Source organism: Brachyspira hampsonii, from assembly GCF_001746205.1.
In the GTDB taxonomy this organism is placed as follows: Bacteria; Spirochaetota; Brachyspiria; order Brachyspirales; family Brachyspiraceae; genus Brachyspira; species Brachyspira hampsonii_B.
Window position 1 is genome coordinate 221,195 of the sequence record NZ_MDCO01000001.1, and the last position, 23,306, is coordinate 244,500.

Genomic DNA, 23,306 nt, shown 5'->3' on the forward strand with positions numbered 1-23,306 from the left:
GCATGAAAATAAAGCTTTAAAACTTAATTACATACCCCGCCTTTTTTCTATAAAAACTATTAAAAAATTTCTGCTTATTATTTTTTATATGCCAATACTTAAATGTTAAAGCCCGCCCAAGTTTTATTTATATTTTAAAACTTTTTCATGATTGAAAACTTATTATCAATGTGCCTGCCACTATAAACAGCATTCCTATAATCACTTTTATATTCAAAGACTCTTTTAAAAAGATAGCCGCTAGTATTATAGTAAAAACTATAGAAAGTTTATCTATAACTATTACCTTATTAACATTACCAATCTGCAATGCTTTAAAATAAAAAATCCAAGATAAACCTGTGGCTATACCAGATAATACTATAAATATAACAGTCTTTGTATTTAGATTTTTTATAGTTTCAATTGTATTCATAGAGTTTAATGAATTAGTATAAAAAACTATAATCCAAGAGATTATTAATATAATAATAGTTCTTATGGCGGTTGCTAAATTAGAATTAATATCTGATAATCCTATCTTTATAAGTATAGCAGTGAGTGATGCAAATATTGATGATAATAATGCAAAAATAATATCCATAAAAAAGCTCTTAATTTTTAATATAGTGTTTTATTATTTATGAAATTACTTTTTGTTTATCTTCTTTTTATGAAGATAAAGCACATTATCTAAAAGCATAGAAACGGTAACACTTCCAACTCCATTCGGTACAGGTGTAATATAAGAAGCTATCTTAGAAGCCTCCTCAAAATTAACATCTCCTTTTAAAGAACCATCTTCTAATACATTTATACCTATGTCTATAACAACAGCATCTTTCTTTATATACTCACCTGTAATAAATTCAGGCTTTCCAATAGATACACATAATATATCAGCATTTCTGCAAATATCTTTTAAATTTTTAGTTTTTGAATGTGCTATTGTTACAGTAGCAGATTTCTGTAAAAGCAAATGAGCTAAAGGCTTACCAACTATCTCACTCCTTCCTATAACAACAGCATTAGCACCTTCTATATTTATACCAGATTTCTCTATTAAAGCCATAGCACTCTTTGCCGTACAAGGAGCTAAATTGCTGTCTCCTATAAATATCCTGCCTAAATTAACATGAGATATTGCATCAGCATCTTTTTCTATTGAAATTGTCTCATAAACTTTTTTCTTATTTATATGTTTAGGAAGAGGCATCTGAACCATTATTCCGCTTGTTTCAGATTCTTCATTTAAATATTCTATCAATGTCAAAAAATCTTTTTCTGTTGTGTTTACAGAAAGGTTATGCAAAGATCCTATCATTCCAACACTTTCAGCCTGCTTCTTTGCTCTTGTAAAATAAACTTCTGTAGATTTATCATCTTCAAAATATATAAAATCTATTCTTGGTTTTCTCTCAAGAAGTTCTGTTTCCTTTTTTATTCTTTCTTTTATCTCCTTAGCTAATTCCCTGCCGTCTAAAATATTAAACATATAAACTCCTAATAAAAATTTTAAATTTTCTTATTATTTTTTATAATAATATAATGCCGTAAAATAAAAAACAAGTATAGATTTTTTAATATTTATATTGTATATTATTAAGCTATGATGAAAAAAATATTCATTATCTTTTTTACCGCCTTGACTATAAACAGCATATCCTTTGCTCAGAAAAAAATAATAATATTTGAAACAGAATACAGTAATAATTATAACTCTTATGCAGTAAAAGATTTAATAATAAAAAATTTATTTGTTAATTCTGACTTTCATATAATACCTTATATACCATATAAAAAAAGTAATTATAAAGAAATAAAATCAAAAATTAAAGAACTTACTTTAAATAATAATGCCGATTTATCAATAACTTATGACCTGTTTAAATATAAACACGGACTTGTACTTAATTATGTAATATTTGACAGAGAAAAACCTAATGAATGGAAAGAAAAAAATATCTATTCAAAAGAAGAAAATTTATTTGAATCTATTAATAAAGTATTAGAAGATATATATTCCTATTCCAAGAAAAACAACAATCTTATAACAGAAGATGAATACATTTCACTTATAGGTTATTACAGCCAAATAATAAACAGTAATGATGAGAATAAAGTTTATGAAATGTTTTTTAATTTCTACAAAGATAATCTTTATTTCAACATGGATTATTTAGAATATCTTATAGAAAAAGGAAATAAAAATTCTATTAATGATATGACTGCAATAATAGATAATATGAAAAAATACTTGGATAAAAATAATCATTATTATCTGTCTGCTTTGGGAGATTTATATTACAGCAGATATAAAGTTAATGTAGAAAATGAGGATATAGAAAAAAGTATAGAAAATTATAACAAAGCAATAAATGCTAAAAAAGATAATTATATATATTATAAACAACTTGCTGATGCTTATATATTAAAAAATGATTACAGCAACGCTTCAAAATATTATAATGCCGCTATAGAAATTTATGATAAAGATATAAATTTGATAAAAGATGCTGTGTATTTGCTAAAAAGAGATATGAATAAAAATGGAAATTTAGTAATAGAATATTTGAAAAAGATTATTAATATAAATAAAAATGATGATGAGGCTTTAGAAGAATTAGCTGGTATATATGAAAATTTGGGGGATAAATATAATTCTCAAATATATTATAGTAAATTACTTGAAGCTGTTAATTATAATCTTTACATAATCAATAATGAAAAACCTAATCCTGTATTATATGATAAATATATAAAAAAACGAAATGAAATAACAAAAAAATTAGAAAAATTACAAATATAATATTTTATAAATATAGTATACAAAAAATATATTTGTTGTATAATTATGTAATTAATATATAAATAAAAGGGAAAAAAATGAGAATTATTAATAGTATAATAACAAATACTAATAATGTAATGTATGGTTATCTTCTTCTTGCTGTATTTTTTGTTATTTCCGTTTTCTTTACCATAAGATTAAAAGGCATACAAGTTTCACATTCTATACATGCTTTAAAACTTCTGTTTTCAAAGCATGAAAAAGGAGACGGAGTTTCAGGATTTGTAAGTTTTTGTATAAGTACAGCTTCAAGAGTTGGAACAGGAAATATTACAGGAGTTATGGGAGCTGTTTCGGCAGGAGGACCTGGAGCTTTATTTTGGATGTGGATAATGGCTATTTTAGGCGGAAGTTTAGCTTTTTCCGAAAGTACATTAGCTCAGCTTTATAAAGAAAAAGATTCTCAAGGAAAATTTATAGGAGGGGCTTCTTTCTATATAAAAAGCAAATTAAAAAAACCTGTAATAGCAGTATTATTTGCTCTATGTATGATATTCACATATACAACTTTTAATGGTGTTCAGGCAAATACAATATCAAGTGCTTTGTCAAAATATAATGTATCATTTATTATAACTGCTATCATATTAACAATAATTACAGGAATAATATTATTCAGTAAAAAAAGAGATACTATAACTCATGCATGTGTATTCATAGTACCTGTTATGGCGATACCTTATATATTAATGGGACTTTTTATATTTTTTACTAATTTGTCTTCAGTACCTACAGCATTTCAAAATATATTCGTACAAGCATTTAAGCCTAGTGCTGTTTTCGGAGGTGCTATAGGAATTACAATTTCAAACGGATTAAAAAGAGGTTTATTCTCAAATGAGGCAGGTATGGGAGGAGCTCCGCATGCTGCTGCCGCCGCTCATACTTCTCACCCTTGTAAACAGGGCTTGATACAGATGTTCTCAGTATTTACTGATACTATATTAATATGTTCTATTTCAGGATTCATACTTCTATTATCTCCGGAGGCTATGAAAGAAGTTAAAAATATAGAAGGTATTAATTTATTCCAATATGCTATGGAATCTCATTTGGGAAGTTTCGGTTCTATATTTATTACTGTATGTATATTGTTTTTCTCTTACAGTTCTATACTAGGAAATTTTTTCTATATAAAAACAGGTGCCGCTGCTATAAAAGATAATTTTGTATCTTATATAATAGTTGGACTTATGACTATAGTAATGGTATTTGCAGGTTCATTAGCTGAATTCAAAACTATATGGGGAGCTGGAGATATGTTTATGGGATTTATGGCTTTATTGAACATCATAGTTATGGTCATACTTAATAAACCCGTATACCTGCTTACTAAACATTATGTAAGTCAATTAAAAGAACATAAAAAGCCTAAATTTAGTAAAGATATAATTGAAGAATTAAAAAATGATGATGCTATAACTCAATGGGATAATAAAAATTAATTGTATAAAAATTGATTAATAGCAATAAATTAAATAAGGGCTTACACTTGATTAAAAGTAAAGCCCTTTATTTTTAATTATAAAAATATATGCTATTTTTTAGAAGCATACTTCATATCGTATTTATCCAAATTCTTTTTCATATCTTCTAGTTTTTCTTTAAATGTTACTGATATGCATTTAAAATCTTTCATAGCCTCTTCCAAATATTTAGTCTCCATTTTTTTGCAATCTTCAATAAAACATTTCTCTATAGCATGCTGAATAATAGATTCAATATCAGCACCAGAATAACCTTCTGTTTTATCAAGAAGACTAATAATATCTAATTTTGAAATATACTGTTTTCTATATAGGACAATTGGGTAATCTATTACATAATTTTTTACACTATTATATTTATAATACAATTTATTAATATTAAATAAAAATATATAATTACAAATGAACAGAACCCTGACGAAGAACTTTATTTTCTAAGCAGTCATAAAGTGTTGAAGGCATCTTATTTTCTAATATACCGGCATTAATTATTAAGTCAGCTTTGTCTTTATAAAGCTCTGCTAATTCATTGCCGTCAAGTATAATACCGTAACCGCTCGGATTGGCGGAAGGAGCTACCAAAGGATTAGTTCCTTTTAGTATAAGCTGCATATATTTATCATTAGGTATTCTTAAAGCTATCGTATCTTTCAAATATGAGAATCGATTTTTTAATTCATCTAAAAGAGGCATAATAAAAGTTAATTCACCCGGTATATTTTTTTTTATGATTTCAGGTACTTCTTTATTTGAGAATCTTTTCACACTTTCTAAATTTTTTGATAATATTAAAAGAGGCTTATTTTTTTCTCTTTCTTTTATAGTATATATTCTATTTACAGCATCAGTATTAAAAGCATCAGCAAGCATTCCATAAACTGTATCTGTTGGGGAAACTACTATTCCGCCTTTATTAATAACTTTTATAACTTCATTAGCTGCATACTCTATACTTTCTGAATTATTTTTTTCAAGATTAACTATCATAAATAATTATTACCTTTTAATAAGTGTAGGGTGTACAAACAAACTTGCAAATCCTCTCCTTTTAGCATTATGAAGTGCTAGTAATACAGGAGCTATTTCTTTTTCCATACCCTCTATATGATAATTCTTTTTATATGCTGTATATGATATACCGACAGATATTGTATATTTAATTATAACGCCATTGTATTCGAGTTCATTTTTATCAACAAAACCTTTTATTTCTTCAATTTTCTTATCATATAATTTGATATTCATTCTATTGAAAGCAACCATAAACTGATTATTATCAAATCTCGCCAAAATATCTTCTCTTCTTGTTGTTTTTTTAAGAACATCTGTAAACTTAAGCATTATTTCTTCAGCAGCTATGATTCCATATTCGCTTATAATACTATCAAGTCCGTCTATACAAAAGCATGCAAGCACTATAGTTTCTTCATGCCTTACTGTTTCATAAAGAAGTCTTGTAAACTGCTCATAAAACTCTTTTTTATTCCAAAGCCCTGTTTCTAAATCCACATTAAGTATATCATCGTATTTTTTCTGAGCATCTTTATATGACTGATAATTTCTATTAGAAACTTCTGTCATATCAGCTAAAGAATTCTGAAGATAATCTGCCTGTTTAATTAATTTCTGATGTTCTAAGTAAAGTCTTCTGTATTTCAAACAGCTATTAACTCTTACGACAAGCTCCATCTCATCAAATGGAATAAATATAAGTCCGTCAATACCTAAATTTATAGCTTCCTCTATGAACTCCATTTTTCTATACGGCGTACTTAAAAGAATTACAGGAGTTCCTTTAGTAGATTCCTGATTTTTAAAAGTATCAAGAAGCTGCAAACCTTGTGAGTCCCCTATATCTGCATCTAAAAGTATTAAATCCAATGTACTTTCATTGGAAATATTAACTGCCTGAGATCTGGATTTTGTTGCTATCGGATTATAATGTCTTCCTCTTAATAGATCAACAAACCTGTCTAAAAGGTCTGCTCTATGCTCTACTACTAAAATATTTTCATTCATAATTAATTACATCTTCAAAATATATAAATTCTTATATTAAAGTATCGTAAATTTGTAGAATTTATTAAATAAAAAATAGGTATGAAATTGTAAAAGATATATTAGACTTATTTTTAAACTTCTATACAAGATTAATTATTTAATTTTAAATTATAATCATAAAATTTTACATATCTCATAATTGATTATTTTAACATATAAATATACAGTCATTCTTTATGTTAGTTATGCCTAATTATCATCAACTATGCATATAGAATATGTGTTATTACAATATGGATAATGCAGTGTAGTTTTCACTTATATAAATGAAATTAATTTTGAAACAATGCTATTAATATTTTGACAAATTTTATTTATATTTATATAATCTAGTAAAAACATGGACACATATATGAATTTGGATAAAATTATAGAAAACTCATTAAAATCAAATACAGATGATTATTGTTTTAAAAATAATGAAGAAAGCAGCTACTATATATTTAATAAGGACTGCCGAGAAGGTTTAAAAAAAATACCTGATAATAATATAGATTTCATAGTAACAGATCCTCCATATTTTATTGACGGAATGGATAATAATTGGAATGACGGAGAATTAAAGAGAAGAACTAAATATTCTAATGTTATAGGAGGAATACCAGCCGGCATGAAATTTGACAGAAAACAAGGTGAAAATCTTCAGAAATTTTTAGAGCCTATATGTCAGGATTTTTTTAGAATATTAAAGCCCGGAGGATTTTGTATAATATTTTCTCAAGGAAGATTGTATCATAGAACTGCTATGGCTTTAGATTTAGCAGGTTTTGAAATTAGAGATTTAATGGCTTGGAAATATGAGGGACAGGCTAAAGCATTTTCTCAGGATCATTTTATAAAAAGAGATAAAAATAAAACAGAAGAAGAAAAAGAAAAACTTATTGCTGAACTTAAAGGGCTTAAAACTCCGCAGCTTAAACCGCAAATGGAGCCTATGGTTTTAGCTCAAAAACCAAGAGAAGGAACATTCGTTGAAAATTGGGAAAAATATCAAGTAGGTTTAATGAATACAAATGAATCTTTAGATGGTAAATTCCCCGGTACTGTTATGGAAATATCTAAAAAGATAAGAAAAAATGAAACAGATAAAAAGATTGAACATATGACTGTAAAACCAGTGCATTTAATTTCACATCTTATTAGACTTTTTACAAGAGAAGGTCAAACAGTATTAGATCCTTTTGTGGGAAGCGGCTCTCATGCACTTGCTGCTCTTATGAATAATCGTAATTTCATAGGATATGAAATAGAAAAAAAATATTTTGATATCGCCAAAAATAGATTAGAAAAAGAAGTTTATCAAAAATCACTTTTTTAATATTTTTATAAGTAACTTAAATAATTTTTCATTAGTCTCATCTGATGAATTTTTTATAAACTTTTCTACAATTCTAAAACCATCTTCTGTATTAGCAACTCCAATAACTCTTCCTGTCTTATCATAAATCCATTTATTTCTATCGGGTCTGTTGCAAATTTGACATTGAGGAATAATATTTCCTTCCTCTAAAGGCAAAGCAGGATTCATATGTCCTTTCTGTAAACTTACTTTAACACCTTTTCTAAATAAATGCTCCTCTCCTTCTTTTGAACCGCAGCTGGCACAGCGATAATTATAAAGCTCTTTTATTTTTTCCCAATCACCTGAAAATCCTTCTCTCCTTTTTGAAGAAAAGGCAGGATATGGATTTTCTAAATCTATAAGTTTATAAGATCCAGAAGGAATATTGTACCTGCTATCTCCCCTAGTTCCTGAAATTATATTCCAACCTTTTTGCATAGATAAATGTCTTCCCTGCTGCACATCTACAACATCAGGATAATACTGTTTTATGAAATCTGTCAATTCAGATTTTGATACTATATCTGTATTCGGATAATTTTTTGCTAATCTAACTAAAACCAAAGCATTTTTAGTATATCCATTCTTATCTTTCAAAGCAGGCAATTCAACACCTTTATCAGCTAGATATTTATTATAATGATATAATATTATTTCCCATATTTTTTCTATTTCTCTATCATTCATTTTTTGTCCTTAATTATTAATATATTATGAAAATCGGATTTTTAATAATCTAACTTTTACACTTTTTAATAATTTTTTAATAGCTCCAAAATTATGCTTGCAGAACTTCTAATCTTTGATATACTCTATATACTAAAAAATATTTTTACTTTTAATATAATATCAACAGGAGAGCGTATGCTTAAAAAATTTATCTCAAATATCCTAAAAGAGGCTTTAAAAGAATATTTAAAAAATACTGATATTGAAAATATAGAATCTTATATAGAAATAGGATATGCAGTAGACGATAAATTCGGTGATTATGCTTGCCCTGCTGCTATGAGACTTGCTAAAGTATTAAAGAAAAACCCTTTAGAAATAGCAAATGAAATAGCTGAAAAAATAGATAAAAAATATTTTGAAAAAATAGAAGCAGCAAAACCGGGATTCATTAATTTAACTTTATCATATAACTATATAAATGAATGTATAAATAACCTTATTAATAATGATGACTACGGAAAAAATACAGCAGAAGATAAAAAAAAGATATTAATAGAATATGTAAGTGCAAATCCAACAGGTCCTCTTCATATAGGGCATGGAAGATGGGCTGCTATTGGAAGTGCATTATCTAATATACTTAAATATGCAGGACATGAAGTTTATCAGGAGTTCTATGTTAATGATGCCGGCGAACAGATAACCAAATTAAATGAAAGTGTTAAAGCTGTAAAAGAAGGAAGAGAAATACCTGAAGACGGCTATCATGGCGAATACATAAAAGATATAGCCAAACAGGACGGAGTACCTAAGGATATTATATTAGAAAGTCAAAAAAAATTATTAGAGAGATTTGGCACCCACATGGACAATTACGCTTCCGAGTTAAAAATAAGAGAAGGCGGGGAATTAGAAAAAACTATGGACTTTCTTGACAAGGAAGGGCTTTTATTTGAAGAGGATAATGCTGTTTGGTTTAGAAGCACTAAATATGGTGATGATAAAGACAGAGTAGTTAAAAAAAGCAACGGAACATACACATACTTCGCTCCGGACATTACATATCATAAAAATAAAATCGACAGAGGATATCATTATTTAATAGATATATTAGGTGCTGATCATCATGGTTATGTACCTAGAATCACTGCTGCTGTTAGGGCTGTTAGTAAGGATACTGCTTCTTTGAAAGTTATACTAGGACAGTTAGTTCGTCTTTACAGAGGAAATGAACTTGTTAGAATGAGTAAAAGAACAGGAGATATGATTAGTCTTGAAGATGTTATTGATGAGATCGGAGTTGATCCTACTAGATATTTTCTTCTTATGCGTTCTTATTCTAGTTCGCTTGATTTTGATTTGGAGCTTGCTAAGAAAAAGGATAATGATAATCCTGTTTATTATGTTCAATATGCTTATGCTAGAATTTGCAATATTTTCTTTAAATTAGAAGAAAAAAATATGTCTTATGATGATAATAAGACTTTTGATATTTCAAAAATTGCTAATGAAAGCTCTTTAAAACTTGCTAAAATGATACTAAGATTTCCTGATGAAATAAATGAAGCGGCTAAATCTTTAGAAGTTTATACTCTTATTAATTATACTTATGAAATAGCTGGTGCATTGCATAGATTCTACTATGATAATATTGTACTAGAAGAAAATGAAGAAATAAGGCAGGAAAGACTCACTCTAATTAAAGCTGTTAAAAAAATACTTGGTATATGCTTTGATATAATAGGAATAACTAAAATAGAGAGAATGTGGTCTGAAGAATAATTATATATTCTTTAAATTTAAAAAAACTTGGGTGGGCAGCTAATAAATTCTAATTAAGTTATAAAAAACTGAAAGTTAATATTAATAATATAACTTTAAATATAGAGGGCGGGCAAATGTAATTAAGTTTTAAAACTTTATTATAACTACCCCACCCTCCATACTTTTTAATATTTCAAGATATTTTTATTCCGTTTTTCTTTAAAACTTTTTCTGTAATTACAGCACCCGCCCAAATTAATTTTAGTTTGCTGTCTATTCACCGCACGGTTAATTAAATTATAAAATATAACATAATTAAAATACAATTTTAATTATGTTTAAAAATAACATTTTGCGTGCGTTGTAAAGATTAAAAACCTAATTAACACTTGGGTGGGCGTTAATAAATTATATAAAAATAGAAAGACAAATAAAATCTTAATTTCAAAATAAAACAATAAGCCTATAGGGTGGGAATGAGAATAAAGCAAAAAATTTTATTTTCACTCCCCGCCCTTTAAAGTTTATTGCTTTACTTTAAATTTTAGTTTTACATTGTTTTATTATTTAATTTACACCTATTAGCACCCACCCAAATTTTATTTAAATTTATAGCTTATAAACCGCACGATTGATGGTACTATAGTCATTAATCAATATATATTAAAGAAAAAATTATATATTATAATCTGCTCACCGTGCGTTAATTAATACAAATATTTTTGTTATAATAATAAATAATTTTATACAATTCCTTGATTTTTTAACTAAAATGTTATAGCCTATTATTAGTAATAAAATATAGGGGTGATTACTATGGGCAAAAAACTTCCTCTAATCATTTTAAGCAGTACAATCATCACAGTTTCAGCAGCTTTAATAGTATTAAAAAGAAGAAACAGCAAAGGTGAGTTTTTTATAAAAAGTTATGACGGAAAATTTGCTTTTATATTTGATAATGAATGGAAACTATCTAAAGAAAAAAACGAGCTTAATGAAAATTCTAATTTGGAAGCTATAAATAATAAAAAAGGCGTATGTTTTATAATGTTTTCTAAATCTAAAGAGGAATTAAATAATATAAGCTTGGAAGAATATAACACAAATATTTTAAATGGAATGAATGGAGAAAACATTATATCCTCTAATAAAATAGAAGTTAATAATAAAGAAATGTATATAACAGAATTTGATTCATACTATGAAAATACATTAGTTCATTATCTTTTATATACACTAGAAACAAAAAATTATTATCATCAAGTTATGGTTGCTTTGATAAAAAATGATTATAAAAGACAATATAAACAGATTAATAATATTTTATCTAGAATAAGAGAGTTATAATATAAAACTTTAAATGAAAAAAATAGTATTAATATTTTTACTTAGTATTCATACAATAGCTGTAGCCGAACAGAAAATATTTGTATCTACAAAATTAAAAGGAAATAATTTAAGAAAAGAAATTCTCAAATGGGTAAAAAATGAAGCTGCAAATAATAAATTCAGCAGTTATGATAATGGATTAGTATATTTATTTTTTGTTTCTAATAATGTTGTAAACAATAATTCTCTATGTTTTGATATAAGTTTTCATTTAGAATATGACAAATTTATAGTAAATTTTTCTAATATAAAACTTTTAGATAATGATACAGGAAATACTAAGGATTTAAAATTCAGCATTTGGGATACTCTCACTAATAGCGGCTGGTTCAAAGAATATAATGAAATAATATCCAATATCATAGAAGAGCTTGAAAATATAGTAAGCTGATAATTTTTTAAATATCAATACCTAAAAACTGCTTCACTAAAAGACCTATTAAAAAACTTATCCCAGCAACTGTTAAACTAATCCCAGCCATCTCTATGAATCTCTTTTTGAAAGGAAGGCTTTTAGCAACAGATATATAGTATGTAAAGAAAAATATTATAAATACAACTATACAAAGCATAGTAATCAAAGCATATAAATAGTGATTGCTTGGAAAAATGAGATAAGGCAGTATTAAGAGTGTTACTGTTATTAAATACATTATTCCTGTATATGAACATGATTTAAAAGCGTTTTTATCGCCTTCAGCTTTAGCGGATAAATACTCAGAGGAAGCCATTGATAATGTAGCAGATATACCTGTTATAATTCCAGATAATGCCACTAATTTGTTATTTTGCAAAGCAAAACTTAAACCTGCTAATGTACCGCTTATCTCTACTAAAGCATCGCTTAAGCCCAAAACCATAGAACCTGCATATTTAAGCCTGTCCTCATCTAGTATGGATATGAGTTTATTTTCATGCTCATCTTCATCAAAAGCTATTTTCTTGGCATCAGGCACTTCTGATACTATTTTTGAATAAATATTCTCAGCATTTTTCTCACCGCCTTCCATTATCTTTATTACGAATGTGTATCCTAAAATGAAACTTAATATAAAATATTTTAATACTTTTAATCTTTGAGGCTTTAATTTTTTATTTGTATATTTCTCTAGTATTTTTGAATGAGCATATTCTTCTTTTGCTATACTTTCTAATATTTTTCTATCATCTTCTTTCTTCACAAACTTTATAAGATTTAAATAAACAGCATGCTCCGTTACCTCATTTTGCTGCATCTCTAATAAAAGCTTCATAGTGTTTTTAGAAATATTATTACTCATTTTCTTTTCCAATAAGATATTTTATATATGTATATTATATAATAATATGAAATAAAAATATACTAATAAATTAATTTTTAATATAAATTCTATTTTTATAAAAATAAACTAATAATGCAGCAAATATTGTAAGAATCATTCCTATAAAAGAATAAAAATCTACCCTTTCTTTAAATAAAAATACACTGAAAATATATGAAAATATTACCCCTGTATAATTATATATACTTACAGCAGAAACAGGTGCTTTTTTATATGCTATAGTTAAAAAGAACTGCCCAAATCCTGCGAATATTCCTATAAGCAAAAGTAATAACACTTCAAACAAATTAGGAATGACAAAACTTTTCACAAAGAATAATGAAAATATACATGAAAACAAAGAAAAATAAAATATTATTAAAGAACTGCTCTCTTTTCCTTTCAAAGATCCTATTATAGCATAAGATATACCCGCAAACATAGCAGCAGACAAAGCCACTACAGCAGGAAATACATTTGAGTTCATAGTAGGCTTTATTATGAATATAGAGCCTATTGCAGCAATAATCATTCCAAGCCACTGTATTTTCAGAACCTTTTCCTTAATTAAAATAAAAGCAAAAAAACTAGACCAAAAAGGCGATGTTTTCTGAAGTACTGATGCATCGGCAAGAACCATATTATTCGCAGCATAAAAATAGCATATAATACCTAAATATCCAGAAACACTCCTGCATACTATTGATAAAATATTGCTTTTACTTGGAAATAGTTTTTCTCTATCTCTAATCATAACAAAAGCACTTATAAACAATGTTATAAAATTGCGGGCAAAAACCTGTTCCATTACTGGTATATTTGAGCCTGAAATTTTTACTGCTATTTCCATTATACTGAATGAAAGAGCAGAAAATATTATAAATAAAGAACCTAATTTTATATTATTATTTGAATCATTAATCATAGTTATTTACTTTTTGGTTCATGATTTTCGGAAAATATTATATTAAAATAATCTAAAAATCAATAATTGTAATACTCTTGTTTCAAAACTATTTGACAATATTGTATATAAATTTTTGTAATTTATCAGTTATAAAATTAGTTTTTAATAGGTATAATTGTATATCAAAATTTAGTCTTAAAACAATATAGTTGATAAAATGTTAATAAATAATAAAAAAATATTAACATTGCAAACAAATTTATATTTAATAAAAATTCTGAATTTCATTATAAAATTTATTGTTTTTATATATTTTAATACTTGTTAATATTAACATAGTTATCAACATTATATTTATATGTTTTTTCTATTTTCTTCTTATATGCAATAAATTATCAACATATCAACATCTTAATAATAATAAAAAATTTATTTAAAAATTTAAATATATAATATTATTATATAAAATAAATTATCATATATTCAAAATTTGAATTTTAAGAAATAAAAATATAATGAATTCAATTATTTTAATAATGTTAATAACTTGTTGATAATGTTAATAAATTAAAATAAAAATACTGTATAAATTTTACTATGAAATTTAATTAAAGAATTTATAATATAAATTTAAATTATGAATTCAAATTTTGAATTTATTTTATAGAATTGGCATTTTTAATAATTTTGTGTTATAATAATAGTAAATATTATGTTTATTTCAGGCGTATTATGAAACAAAATTTTTATATAAATAGCAAATTAAAAGATTTAATTTCAAATATAATTTACGATGTTCAAAATTATAATAATATAATATCTAAATATATAGATATAGAAAGATGTGCCAATAATTATTGCAGCGAATCAAGAGCAACAATAGTAAGACAATCTATTCTAATAAATAGAACTATGGAAGCTTTAAATGACTTTAATGATATAAACTCTGATTCTTTTAAACTCAATATGAATTTTGAAAATATATCTATTATTATAAATGAAGCTTTAGATGATATATTTGATTTATTTAAATCTAAAAGAATTAAAATAACATTAAATGATAAAATATTGAAAGAATGCATAGTTTTAATGGATAGAGATAAGATAAAGAGAAGTATTCTTAATGTATTTACTTTTATTTACAATATAATAAAAGTGAATACATCAATGGATATAACATATAATTTAATTAATTATGATGATGATAAAGAATTTTTATTAATAAATGGAATTGATGGTATAAGTAAAAAAGATGAGAAAACACTTGATTTAAATGAAGAATGCATAGATATATCTATAACATTTAAAAGCGATGATATACCTAATGATATAAAAAGAATGCTTTTTAAAACCCCTTTAATATCTTATGATAATTTCAATTTTAATAATTTATATCTATATACTGCCTATAGAACAATAAAAGAACATTATGGTAATATATGGTTTGAATCAGTAAGAAATGAGCAGAGAATTAATATAATATTGCCGGCTAAGAATAAGTTATGAATTATGTATTAGGATATATTCTCTTAATTGCCTATTTATTTTCTTTTATAATAGGTTTTTCTTCAATACTTTTCTCTATTATTTATTATATAATAGAAAGGGTTGCATGGCTTAAATATTATATAATATTTTTATTCACTTTTTCTCTTCTTCTTATGATAAGGGCTGTAAAAATTTTAAGTTTTTTAACAGTTCCATATTTCATGTCTAATAATATATTTAATACATTATACTTTTTTAGTTTTTCTGTAGCTATGTCATTAATGCTTTATTTTATACCGGCATTTTTATATAGATTTTTAAATATAAAATGGAATCTAAAACAAAATATTATATATATAACTATATCAATAATTCATTTTATTTTGAGTATATTGGGAATATTGATAAAGTTTGATATTTATATTATAAGCGGTATTATTTTTTATATTTCTATAATTATAATATTTATAATAGGGGCAGTAAATTATAAGAATATAAAAGACAAGACTGTAAAATTAATAGTAAAGATACTTGGACTTATAACTATAATAATATATCCGGTTCTTATATATCAGCTTATTATTTATAGAATTGAAGCAGCTGATATGGGGTCTATGGATATCACATTGGTATTATTTTATATATGGTGGAATTTAGTTATACTTGGCTATTTATCTTGGTATTTTATCAATATGGTTAATAATAAAATATCAAATAATAATATTAATAGTGAAAATGCTATAGAAGATGATATTAAGTATAATAACACAGAAAAAAGAGAAATAGATGTAAATTTAACTAAAAGAGAGAAAGAGATACTGTCTTATCTTCTTGACGGCAAAACTAATAAAGAGGTATCATTAATATTAAGTATATCTCTTAACACAGTAAATAACCATGTGGCCAACATATATGAGAAATCAGGAGTAAAGAATAGGGTAGAGTTAGTGAATAAATTTTCTAAAAAATAGGCTTAAATTATGTATATAATTATTTGTTTATGATAACTTAATTTTTAAAAATAGTAAGAATAATACTTACTATTTTTAAGATTAGATTAAAAAATAATTATAACAGATTTTTATTATTCTATAGGCATAGAATCTATTATAGAATTAGCCAAAGAGTTTAACACCTCTTCTCTTAATGCACCATCTTGCATATATAATTCTAATCTTTTTTTAGCTTCTGCGATTTTTTCTTCTCTTACATCTGGAGCTTCTTTGATGATATTCATTAATTTTTCATTTTGCAAAGCTAATCTTGATTCATTAGAAATTTCTATTCTATCTGAACACATTTTAGAAACTTTTTCATTATACTTAACATTAGATTTTTGTTGTATATTTGATGTGCCGCCTATTTTATCAATTGTCATAGTCTGACTCCTTACATAGATTATTTTCGGCATTAGCCTTGCATACTTTAGATTTTCTATTATCTATTATAATACAAAATTCTCCTTTAGTTAGTATACTACCATCTATAAAAAAATCAAGGATATTTTTAGCCTCTGATCTGATTATTTGCTCGAATTGTTTGGTGATTTCTCTTCCGATAACAATGTCCGTTTTTTCTCCGAATATGTTAACAATATCTTCTATGCATTCTTTGACCCTATAAACGGATTCATATATTACTATTATTGTTTTTTGATTATTGTATAAGTCTTTTAATTGATTTCTTCTTTTTCCTGATTTATTAGAAAGAAAGCCAACAAATAAAGTGTTGCCTGAAATTCCTGAAACTGAGAGTAAAGAAGTAAATGCTGATATTCCTCCTACAGGAACTATTTTTATATTTTTTTCTATAGCCGATTTTATAATACTTACACCCGGATCACTTATGCATGGAGTTCCTGCATCGCTTATTATGGCAGCTGAATTTCCATTTAATATTTCATTTATATATTCATTGATTCTATATTCAGATGAATGGCTATGATAAGAAAATAATTTATTTTTTATATTATAAAAGTTAAGGAGCTTTAGGGCAACTCTTGTATCTTCTGCCAATATAAAGTTAACATTTCTAAGTATTTTCAAAGCTCTTATAGTTATATCTTCCATATTTCCTATAGGAGTAGCTACTACATATATGACACCATTTTCCACTATATTTTTATTATTGTCATGATTTATTATTTCTTTTATAAACTCTTCATCAGTTTTTATATCATCATTATTAATTATTTTTTTATTATTATTTTTAATAGTTATTCTCCATTATTTATTTATTTCTATTATATATTAAAGTTTTTATTAATACAATAATGCTATAATAAAATGTTTCACATAAAACATTTTTACGCACGGTTAATAGATAAATAATATATTAGGTATGTTTTTATATATTTATCTTTATTGTGTATACTTTTTTAATCGTGCGTTTTATTTTGGGGTGGATGGGCTTAATAATTTTTTTTATTAATAAAATTATATATGAAAGCTAATAGTATCATATTAATAATTAATTCTTTAGTGGATAAAATGTTTCATGTGAAACATTTTATCCACTAAAAATATCCAGGCATATTATATTCAGATTGTTTGCAATTATAACAAACACTTTTTTTATCACCAATAGTAAATATGTCTTTTCTAAAATCAGCAATTTTTTTATTTGTATAAATATCAAATACAGTATCAGAAGCTATATTACCTAATATGTATTTTTTATGTTCTTCTATATCGCTTCTTAATTCACAGCAAGGTGTGTAATTTCCATCATAATCAACTTGTATAGATATTACTGGCATAAAACATTGAATAACTCTCTTTCTTAAATTTATGTCTTTTACAGTGTTTCCTCTTGGAGTTGCTACATTTTTAAAATTTTGTGCTTTATATATTATTTCCATATCTTTATATTCTAATTTTAAATAATATTCATTATTTGTAGATATTATTACATTATAGTTTAAATTTAATTTATTTATTAATTTATCCATACCTGGTTTTATTATATTTTCTATATCAAAAGGTGTATTTCTATCTAAAGCATCATAATAGTATGATATTAGAATATTTTTTACATTTAAATTTCTTAATATTCTTAAATATTCTAAATCTAAATAATCACCATTTGTAAATATTTTTACTTTTGAGTTTGGTATGTTTTCATTTATTTGTCTTATCCTTTTTATCACTAATTCTTTATTGTAAAGAGTTTCATTATATCTATGTAAAGTAATGTATCCGGAATAATCTATTTCTTTTAATTCCATTATTAATTTTAAAAATAATTTTTCATCTAGTTCTGAAATTTTAGATTGTCTATCTACTATAAAATTAGGACAAAACCAACATTTTCTATTGCAATATGATGATATAGCTATTTCAATTAAATGAACGTTTTCTTTAAACATCTTTTTTTTTATTTCTTCATTTTCTTGATTCATTAATAAGTTAGCAGTTTTATCTATTAACATTCTATATTTTTCTTTTGTTGAGTTTTCTGAATCATTATATATCTTATTTTCTATATATGAAATTTTATTTTCTATATTGCATATTTTATCATAATTTGTATTAATTAAATCTCTAATAGAATTCCTTAAATTTTTAAAAGGTATCCACCACACTATTTTATCTATTACTTTTTTATTCATAATTTAAAATACTCCTATTTTTTAAATATATTCTAAAAGATATAGAATTAAATTTATTTTGATTTGATTTGATTTGATTTGATTTGATTTGATTTGATTTGATTTGATTTGATTTGATTTGATTTGATTTGATTTGATTTGATTTGATTTGATTTGATTTGATTTGATTTGATTTGATTTGATTTGATTTGATTTGATTTGATTTGATTTGATTTGATTTGATTTGATTTGATTTGATTTGATTTGATTTGATTTGATTTGATTTGATTTGATTTGATTTGATTTGAGCATAACTTATGATATCATATATATAATATTTTGTCAATTTCTTATACAAAAATTATTATTAATTTTATTGTTCATATAAAATATTTTAAATACCATATATAATATGGTTAAATTTATTATAAAATTAATATTGTAAATTATAGTAATTAGTATAAAATTATACTTATATTAGGTTATGGCTTTATTGTATTTATGAAAGAAAAAATTAAAAACTTTAAACAAAAAATAATTAAAAGAAAAGATATACTATTTTCTGTTATAGTATCTTTTATACTGCATATATTTTTATTCAGCTTTATAAACACTTCTATAATGCAGGAAGTATTTGCTTATGAAAAGGCTAAAAAAGAAGCAGAGGAAAGATATAAAAAAGATGATTATATGTTCTTGGTAGAAACTCCTGAAATAGAAGAGGAGGAGAGTAAAGAAGATACTCCTTTTGCCTCTGATAAAACATTAAGATCCAAAGGTCAGACAGATGTTAAACCTTCAAAAGTATTTTCTGATACTTCAGTATTTTCTTTTTTGGGAGACGGAGCAAATAGCCCAATAATAGAAAGAAGACCTACAGAAAATATTAAGCCTAATAATAATCAAAATCAAAATAGAGAAAAAAAAGAATTAGGAAAAGATATATCCAGAGATAATGTAGAAACTTATAAACCTAAAAATCCTGGAATTAAAGGTGATACTAAAATACCGGCATCATTTGAAGAAGGTGCTGACAGAGCTGTTGTCTTTTCAAGTGAAACAGGAAGTATGCAGCTTGGTACTAAGGCTCAAGAATATTTTTGGTATTTCTATGCATTGGTTGGTTCTATAAGAGATTCTTGGTATCTTACTATACCCAATCAGGCTCATTATTTGGGACTTATAAGAACTGATGAGGTTGAAGTTTTACTTTCTATAGATGAAGAAGGAAATATAGAATTTGAAAAGTTTTTGAAAACTTCTATAAACGGTCAGACTAGTCTTGATAATTCATGTTCAAAAGCGGTTGAATATGCAAAAAAGTTAAAACCTCCTCCTCAAGGTTTATGGAATGATTATGCTGAAAATGGAAAGATTTATATTCCTTTCAAATTTATATATCAAAATTTCAGCAGGGATTAATTATATAAATATTTTATTTTTTTAATTTTCAATACCGCACGCAGAATAAGATAAAAAATATATATTAATTTTAAATTATAATAGAAATAATAAGTGAAATTTTGTTTACCGTGCGTTGAGTTAATTTTTATAAAATTTATACTTATTTTTTAATTATTATAAAACTAAAAAGGAATAATGAAGCATTTAATAATATTTAAAATTTAATTACATATCCCCGCCCTTTATATTCATCATTTAATTTGAAATTTATATTTTTTATTTTTTTATTGTTTAATGAGAATATAAGGCACCCGCCCAAGTTTTTTTTAAATTTATAATTTACAAACCTTTTATATTTAATAATTTATAAAATATCATTTAAGAAAACTATAACCGATTACATAGAGTTATTTATATTTACATATTTATATAAAAAATATTTTATTTTATAATACTTATTAGTTATAAAAAGTAATAAATTATAATAATATAATTGACAATTTTTATATAAATATTATAATAGAGAACAATAAAATGATATTTTAGGAGATTAAAAAATAATGTCAAGATTTACAATTCCTAGAGATTTATACTATGGCGATAATGCTATGGAGGAATTAAAAAACTTACAAGGTCATAAAAAGGCAATAATTGTTACTGGAGGCTCTTCTATGAAAAGAGGAGGCTTCCTTGATAAATGTGAAAAGATATTAAAAGAAGCTGGTTTGGAAGTGAAAATTTTTGATGGTGTTGAACCAGACCCTTCCATAGAAACAGTTTATAAGGGTGCTGAGGCTATGAGAGAGTTTAACCCAGATTTAATAGTAGCTTTAGGAGGAGGTTCTGCTCTTGATGCTGCTAAAGCCATGTGGGTTTTCTATGAATATCCTGAGAAAAAATTTGATGATATAAAAACTCCTTTTACTATGCCAAAACTTAGAAAAAAAGCTATATTTGCAGCTATACCTTCAACAAGCGGTACGGCTTCAGAAGTTACAGCTTTCTCAGTTATAACTGATTATTCTACAAATATTAAATATCCATTAGCTGACTTTGAAATTACACCAGATATTGCTATACTTGATTACTCAATACCTATGACAATGCCTGAAACAGTTTCTGCTGATACAGGTATGGATGCTCTTACTCACTCTATAGAAGCTTATGTTGCTTCACTTAGAACAGATATAACAGATGCTTTAGCTATGAAAGCAATATATATGATAGTGCATAATATAGAAAAAGCAGTTAAAGGAGATAAAGAAGGAAGAGCAAAACTTCATGTAGCTCAATGCTTAGCAGGGATGGCTTTTTCAAATGCTTTGCTTGGTATAGTTCACAGTTTAGCCCATAAAACAGGTGCAGAATTCCATATCACACATGGAAGATGCAATGCTATACTTCTTCCTTATGTTATAGAGTACAATTCAAAAGTCTGTGCTGACAGATTTGCTGATATAGCTAGAATGCTTAAACTTTCTGGTAATAATGATGCAGAACTTACAGCTTCATTAGTTAAAAAAGTAAAAGAATTAAATTCTAAATTAGGCATTAAACAAACTTATAAAGAAAATGGGGTAACAGAGGAACATTTCAAACAAAAATGTGATAGTATAGTTAAAAATGCTGTTACTGATCCTTGTACAGGTTCTAACCCGAGAGAAACAGATGAAACTAATATGAGAAAAGTATTAGAAGCAGCTTACTATGGAAATGATGTCAACTTTTAATTAATATATTCTAATCATAGTTTTCCCCAAGTGTTATTAATATAATACTTGGGGTTTTTTATAAATTACTAATTTTGGGTGGGTTGGGCAGGCTGATTAGATTTAAAAATAAAAAAGGCTTACTATTATATTAATTATAACAGTAAACCTAAAAAATATATAACTTTTTAATTAGGGTTATCAGCAGATTCGTTTTTTATACCTGTTAGCGATTCTTCTATAGTAGCAGTTGAAGAATCTTTGTCTTCACCTATAACAGATTTGGCAAGGTTTTTTATTTTTTCGCTTGCAGATGAATCGGCTAATGTTTTTATAGCATCATACATATTTCCTGTAGGTGCAGATTCTTTATATAAATTAATTATTTCCATAGTGATAGCTTCTGAATTATCATTTTTAAGTCTATAAATAAGAAGTTCCTCTATTTCAGGTTCGGATTTATAATTAGACAATGCTTTAATAGCATAAATTCGTACAGAATCGCTGTCATTTTTAGCGGCTTCTATTATATCTTTTTTTACATCGCCATAAGCACTATACTCAGGGAGTACATATATAACTCTGGCAGTAATTTCAGGTAAATCTTCAGCAAGAAGTTTCTGAAGTATCTCATAATTTTCCGCACTAGGATAAGCCCCCAATGCAACAACCCCCATATATCTAACCAAAGCAGGCTCTCCAGCATTTTGAGCTGCATTCTGACAGATCTTCTCACCTTTAGTATTTTTAGTTTCGCTGAAGTATCTCAATATTTCAACTTTAGTGCTTGAAGCAGCAGTGTTATTTGTATATATTTCTAGTAAATAATCCGCAGCCATCTCTGATTTTATAGCCCCCAAAGCATTTACCATACTATCTAATACAAGCCCAGAAGCATTAGAAATTTCAGACATTATAGGTACTTCGTATTGAATATCCGGATAAATAGAGCATAAATAATAAGCATCTTTTCTAACATTATCATTTTCATCTTTAATAGCATATTCTATTACAGCTTTTGCATTATCATTCTTATTTTGCTTAAAGAAATTGATAATCTCGCTTTTAACCCTGTTATTTTTTTCTTCAGGATAATGATTAGCAAGCATTGCAATATCAGCTTCATTTTTAGTTCTTTTTATTTTGGCTATAGTTGATATTTTTTGTGTAGGAGTTCCATATTTAAAAGCTTTTTCATATTCAGGATTTATAAGCCCTGATGAAGTATTAGTTGAAATAGTAGGTGCCGTTGTAGGAGCTTCATTTGTAGGACTTTCTGAAAAAGCTTCAAAATTAATTAAAATAGTGAATAATAAAATGCAAATAATAATATTTCTCATAAAATAAAAATTTCCTTAAAGTT

General features: G+C 25.6%; 22 protein-coding genes. 10 read left to right on the forward strand and 12 right to left on the reverse strand.

Annotation, left to right across the window (positions count from 1 at the left end):
- Nucleotides 1–145 precede the first annotated feature (145 nt).
- Together BFL38_RS00995 and BFL38_RS01000 are read right to left on the reverse strand one after the other, a co-directional pair.
- Entirely contained in the window at nt 146–583 is a 438-nt protein-coding gene (locus BFL38_RS00995) for an EamA family transporter (protein WP_069725305.1), read from the reverse strand.
- Between the two features lie 45 nt (nt 584–628).
- Nucleotides 629–1,474 carry a bifunctional 5,10-methylenetetrahydrofolate dehydrogenase/5,10-methenyltetrahydrofolate cyclohydrolase gene (locus BFL38_RS01000; protein WP_069725306.1) on the reverse strand — a complete coding sequence of 282 codons (846 nt, stop codon included), beginning with the start codon at nt 1,472–1,474 and terminating at the stop codon, nt 629–631.
- Nucleotides 1,475–1,588: 114 nt separating this feature from the next.
- On the opposite strand from BFL38_RS01000, the gene BFL38_RS01005 reads away from it, so the two are divergent.
- Nucleotides 1,589–2,788 carry a tetratricopeptide repeat protein gene (locus tag BFL38_RS01005; protein ID WP_069725307.1) on the forward strand — a complete coding sequence of 400 codons (1,200 nt, stop codon included), beginning with the start codon at nt 1,589–1,591 and terminating at the stop codon, nt 2,786–2,788.
- Between the two features lie 77 nt (nt 2,789–2,865).
- On the forward strand, nt 2,866–4,275 hold the full coding sequence (locus tag BFL38_RS01010; protein ID WP_069725308.1) for an alanine/glycine:cation symporter family protein: 1,410 nt from the start codon (nt 2,866–2,868) through the stop codon (nt 4,273–4,275).
- Between the two features lie 92 nt (nt 4,276–4,367).
- On the opposite strand, the gene BFL38_RS01015 is transcribed toward BFL38_RS01010, so the two are convergent.
- From BFL38_RS01015 to BFL38_RS01025, 3 genes are read right to left on the reverse strand one after another with little or no spacing between them, the layout of a single operon-like run.
- On the reverse strand, nt 4,368–4,685 hold the full coding sequence (locus BFL38_RS01015; RefSeq protein WP_069725309.1) for a hypothetical protein: 318 nt from the start codon (nt 4,683–4,685) through the stop codon (nt 4,368–4,370).
- A 28-nt stretch (nt 4,686–4,713) separates the two neighbouring features.
- Nucleotides 4,714–5,304, reverse strand: a complete 591-nt coding sequence (locus tag BFL38_RS01020) for an L-threonylcarbamoyladenylate synthase (RefSeq protein WP_069725310.1) — start codon at nt 5,302–5,304, stop codon at nt 4,714–4,716.
- A gap of 9 nt (nt 5,305–5,313) precedes the next feature.
- Nucleotides 5,314–6,336: a GGDEF domain-containing response regulator gene (locus BFL38_RS01025; protein WP_069725311.1), complete on the reverse strand. Its 1,023-nt coding sequence runs from the start codon at nt 6,334–6,336 to the stop codon at nt 5,314–5,316.
- Nucleotides 6,337–6,730: 394 nt separating this feature from the next.
- Here BFL38_RS01025 and BFL38_RS01030 point away from each other — a divergent pair, with 394 nt between their 5' ends.
- The gene (locus BFL38_RS01030) at nt 6,731–7,696 is read left to right on the forward strand and encodes a DNA-methyltransferase (protein ID WP_069725312.1); all 966 of its coding nucleotides are present in this window, start codon (nt 6,731–6,733) and stop codon (nt 7,694–7,696) included.
- Here the strand turns inward: BFL38_RS01030 and BFL38_RS01035 are convergent.
- Nucleotides 7,685–8,407 (reverse strand): hypothetical protein, encoded by a 723-nt coding sequence (locus BFL38_RS01035; RefSeq protein WP_069725313.1) that lies wholly within the window; start codon nt 8,405–8,407, stop codon nt 7,685–7,687. The two genes, BFL38_RS01030 and BFL38_RS01035, sit on opposite strands and share 12 nt — an antisense overlap.
- Nucleotides 8,408–8,584: 177 nt before the next feature.
- Between BFL38_RS01035 and BFL38_RS01040 the strand changes: the two genes are divergently transcribed.
- The 3 genes from BFL38_RS01040 to BFL38_RS01050 all read left to right on the forward strand — a co-directional run bounded on the left by BFL38_RS01040 (nt 8,585) and on the right by BFL38_RS01050 (nt 11,936).
- A complete protein-coding gene (locus tag BFL38_RS01040; RefSeq protein ID WP_069725314.1) occupies nt 8,585–10,174 on the forward strand; it encodes an arginine--tRNA ligase in 1,590 nt (529 codons plus the stop codon).
- A 798-nt stretch (nt 10,175–10,972) separates the two neighbouring features.
- Entirely contained in the window at nt 10,973–11,503 is a 531-nt protein-coding gene (locus BFL38_RS01045) for a hypothetical protein (protein ID WP_069725315.1), read from the forward strand.
- A gap of 13 nt (nt 11,504–11,516) precedes the next feature.
- Nucleotides 11,517–11,936: a hypothetical protein gene (locus BFL38_RS01050; protein WP_069725316.1), complete on the forward strand. Its 420-nt coding sequence runs from the start codon at nt 11,517–11,519 to the stop codon at nt 11,934–11,936.
- Nucleotides 11,937–11,943: 7 nt separating this feature from the next.
- On the opposite strand, the gene BFL38_RS01055 is transcribed toward BFL38_RS01050, so the two are convergent.
- The gene (locus tag BFL38_RS01055) at nt 11,944–12,825 is read right to left on the reverse strand and encodes a VIT1/CCC1 transporter family protein (RefSeq protein WP_069725317.1); all 882 of its coding nucleotides are present in this window, start codon (nt 12,823–12,825) and stop codon (nt 11,944–11,946) included.
- A 70-nt stretch (nt 12,826–12,895) separates the two neighbouring features.
- Nucleotides 12,896–13,771, reverse strand: coding sequence for a DMT family transporter (locus tag BFL38_RS01060; protein ID WP_069725318.1), 876 nt, complete (start codon nt 13,769–13,771; stop codon nt 12,896–12,898).
- Between the two features lie 714 nt (nt 13,772–14,485).
- Here BFL38_RS01060 and BFL38_RS01065 point away from each other — a divergent pair.
- Together BFL38_RS01065 and BFL38_RS15690 are read left to right on the forward strand one after the other, a co-directional pair.
- Nucleotides 14,486–15,259, forward strand: a complete 774-nt coding sequence (locus BFL38_RS01065; RefSeq protein WP_069725319.1) for a histidine kinase — start codon at nt 14,486–14,488, stop codon at nt 15,257–15,259.
- A complete protein-coding gene (locus tag BFL38_RS15690; protein WP_069725320.1) occupies nt 15,256–16,212 on the forward strand; it encodes a helix-turn-helix domain-containing protein in 957 nt (318 codons plus the stop codon). Before BFL38_RS01065 ends, BFL38_RS15690 begins: the two co-directional genes overlap by 4 nt.
- Before the next feature lie 113 nt (nt 16,213–16,325).
- Here the strand turns inward: BFL38_RS15690 and BFL38_RS01075 are convergent, their stop codons facing one another.
- From BFL38_RS01075 to BFL38_RS01085, 3 genes are all read right to left on the reverse strand, one after another.
- Nucleotides 16,326–16,619: a flagellar biosynthesis anti-sigma factor FlgM gene (locus BFL38_RS01075; protein WP_069725321.1), complete on the reverse strand. Its 294-nt coding sequence runs from the start codon at nt 16,617–16,619 to the stop codon at nt 16,326–16,328.
- Nucleotides 16,609–17,355: a 16S rRNA (cytidine(1402)-2'-O)-methyltransferase gene (rsmI, locus tag BFL38_RS01080; protein WP_176720530.1), complete on the reverse strand. Its 747-nt coding sequence runs from the start codon at nt 17,353–17,355 to the stop codon at nt 16,609–16,611. Before rsmI ends, BFL38_RS01075 begins: the two co-directional genes overlap by 11 nt.
- A 401-nt stretch (nt 17,356–17,756) precedes the next feature.
- Nucleotides 17,757–18,851, reverse strand: coding sequence for a radical SAM/SPASM domain-containing protein (locus BFL38_RS01085; RefSeq protein WP_069725323.1), 1,095 nt, complete (start codon nt 18,849–18,851; stop codon nt 17,757–17,759).
- A gap of 480 nt (nt 18,852–19,331) precedes the next feature.
- Here BFL38_RS01085 and BFL38_RS01090 point away from each other — a divergent pair, with 480 nt between their 5' ends.
- Both BFL38_RS01090 and BFL38_RS01095 read left to right on the forward strand, forming a co-directional pair.
- A complete protein-coding gene (locus BFL38_RS01090) occupies nt 19,332–20,252 on the forward strand; it encodes a hypothetical protein (protein ID WP_069725324.1) in 921 nt (306 codons plus the stop codon).
- 542 nt (nt 20,253–20,794) lie between these two features.
- Complete coding sequence (locus tag BFL38_RS01095; RefSeq protein ID WP_069725325.1) at nt 20,795–21,964, forward strand: iron-containing alcohol dehydrogenase; 1,170 nt, start codon at nt 20,795–20,797, stop codon at nt 21,962–21,964.
- Between the two features lie 167 nt (nt 21,965–22,131).
- On the opposite strand, the gene BFL38_RS01100 is transcribed toward BFL38_RS01095, so the two are convergent.
- Nucleotides 22,132–23,283 (reverse strand): HEAT repeat domain-containing protein, encoded by a 1,152-nt coding sequence (locus BFL38_RS01100; protein WP_069725326.1) that lies wholly within the window; start codon nt 23,281–23,283, stop codon nt 22,132–22,134.
- Between the last annotated feature and the right edge of the window lie 23 nt (nt 23,284–23,306).

Bases quoted from the DNA above. Each gene is read 5' to 3' on its own strand.
- BFL38_RS01095 (WP_069725325.1), top strand. From the start codon at position 20,795: ATGTCAAGATTTACAATTCCTAGAGATTTATACTATGGCGATAATGCT.
- BFL38_RS01040 (WP_069725314.1), top strand. From the start codon at position 8,585: ATGCTTAAAAAATTTATCTCAAATATCCTAAAAGAGGCTTTAAAAGAA.
- BFL38_RS01030 (WP_069725312.1), top strand. From the start codon at position 6,731: ATGAATTTGGATAAAATTATAGAAAACTCATTAAAATCAAATACAGAT.
- BFL38_RS01050 (WP_069725316.1), top strand. From the start codon at position 11,517: ATGAAAAAAATAGTATTAATATTTTTACTTAGTATTCATACAATAGCT.
- BFL38_RS01025 (WP_069725311.1), bottom strand. From the start codon at position 6,336: ATGAATGAAAATATTTTAGTAGTAGAGCATAGAGCAGACCTTTTAGAC.
- BFL38_RS01060 (WP_069725318.1), bottom strand. From the start codon at position 13,771: ATGATTAATGATTCAAATAATAATATAAAATTAGGTTCTTTATTTATA.
- BFL38_RS15690 (WP_069725320.1), top strand. From the start codon at position 15,256: ATGAATTATGTATTAGGATATATTCTCTTAATTGCCTATTTATTTTCT.
- BFL38_RS01055 (WP_069725317.1), bottom strand. From the start codon at position 12,825: ATGAGTAATAATATTTCTAAAAACACTATGAAGCTTTTATTAGAGATG.
- BFL38_RS01010 (WP_069725308.1), top strand. From the start codon at position 2,866: ATGAGAATTATTAATAGTATAATAACAAATACTAATAATGTAATGTAT.
- BFL38_RS01020 (WP_069725310.1), bottom strand. From the start codon at position 5,304: ATGATAGTTAATCTTGAAAAAAATAATTCAGAAAGTATAGAGTATGCA.
- BFL38_RS01085 (WP_069725323.1), bottom strand. From the start codon at position 18,851: ATGAATAAAAAAGTAATAGATAAAATAGTGTGGTGGATACCTTTTAAA.
- BFL38_RS01065 (WP_069725319.1), top strand. From the start codon at position 14,486: ATGAAACAAAATTTTTATATAAATAGCAAATTAAAAGATTTAATTTCA.
- BFL38_RS01090 (WP_069725324.1), top strand. From the start codon at position 19,332: ATGAAAGAAAAAATTAAAAACTTTAAACAAAAAATAATTAAAAGAAAA.
- BFL38_RS01045 (WP_069725315.1), top strand. From the start codon at position 10,973: ATGGGCAAAAAACTTCCTCTAATCATTTTAAGCAGTACAATCATCACA.
- BFL38_RS01075 (WP_069725321.1), bottom strand. From the start codon at position 16,619: ATGACAATTGATAAAATAGGCGGCACATCAAATATACAACAAAAATCT.
- BFL38_RS01100 (WP_069725326.1), bottom strand. From the start codon at position 23,283: ATGAGAAATATTATTATTTGCATTTTATTATTCACTATTTTAATTAAT.
- BFL38_RS01035 (WP_069725313.1), bottom strand. From the start codon at position 8,407: ATGAATGATAGAGAAATAGAAAAAATATGGGAAATAATATTATATCAT.
- BFL38_RS01005 (WP_069725307.1), top strand. From the start codon at position 1,589: ATGATGAAAAAAATATTCATTATCTTTTTTACCGCCTTGACTATAAAC.
- BFL38_RS00995 (WP_069725305.1), bottom strand. From the start codon at position 583: ATGGATATTATTTTTGCATTATTATCATCAATATTTGCATCACTCACT.
- BFL38_RS01000 (WP_069725306.1), bottom strand. From the start codon at position 1,474: ATGTTTAATATTTTAGACGGCAGGGAATTAGCTAAGGAGATAAAAGAA.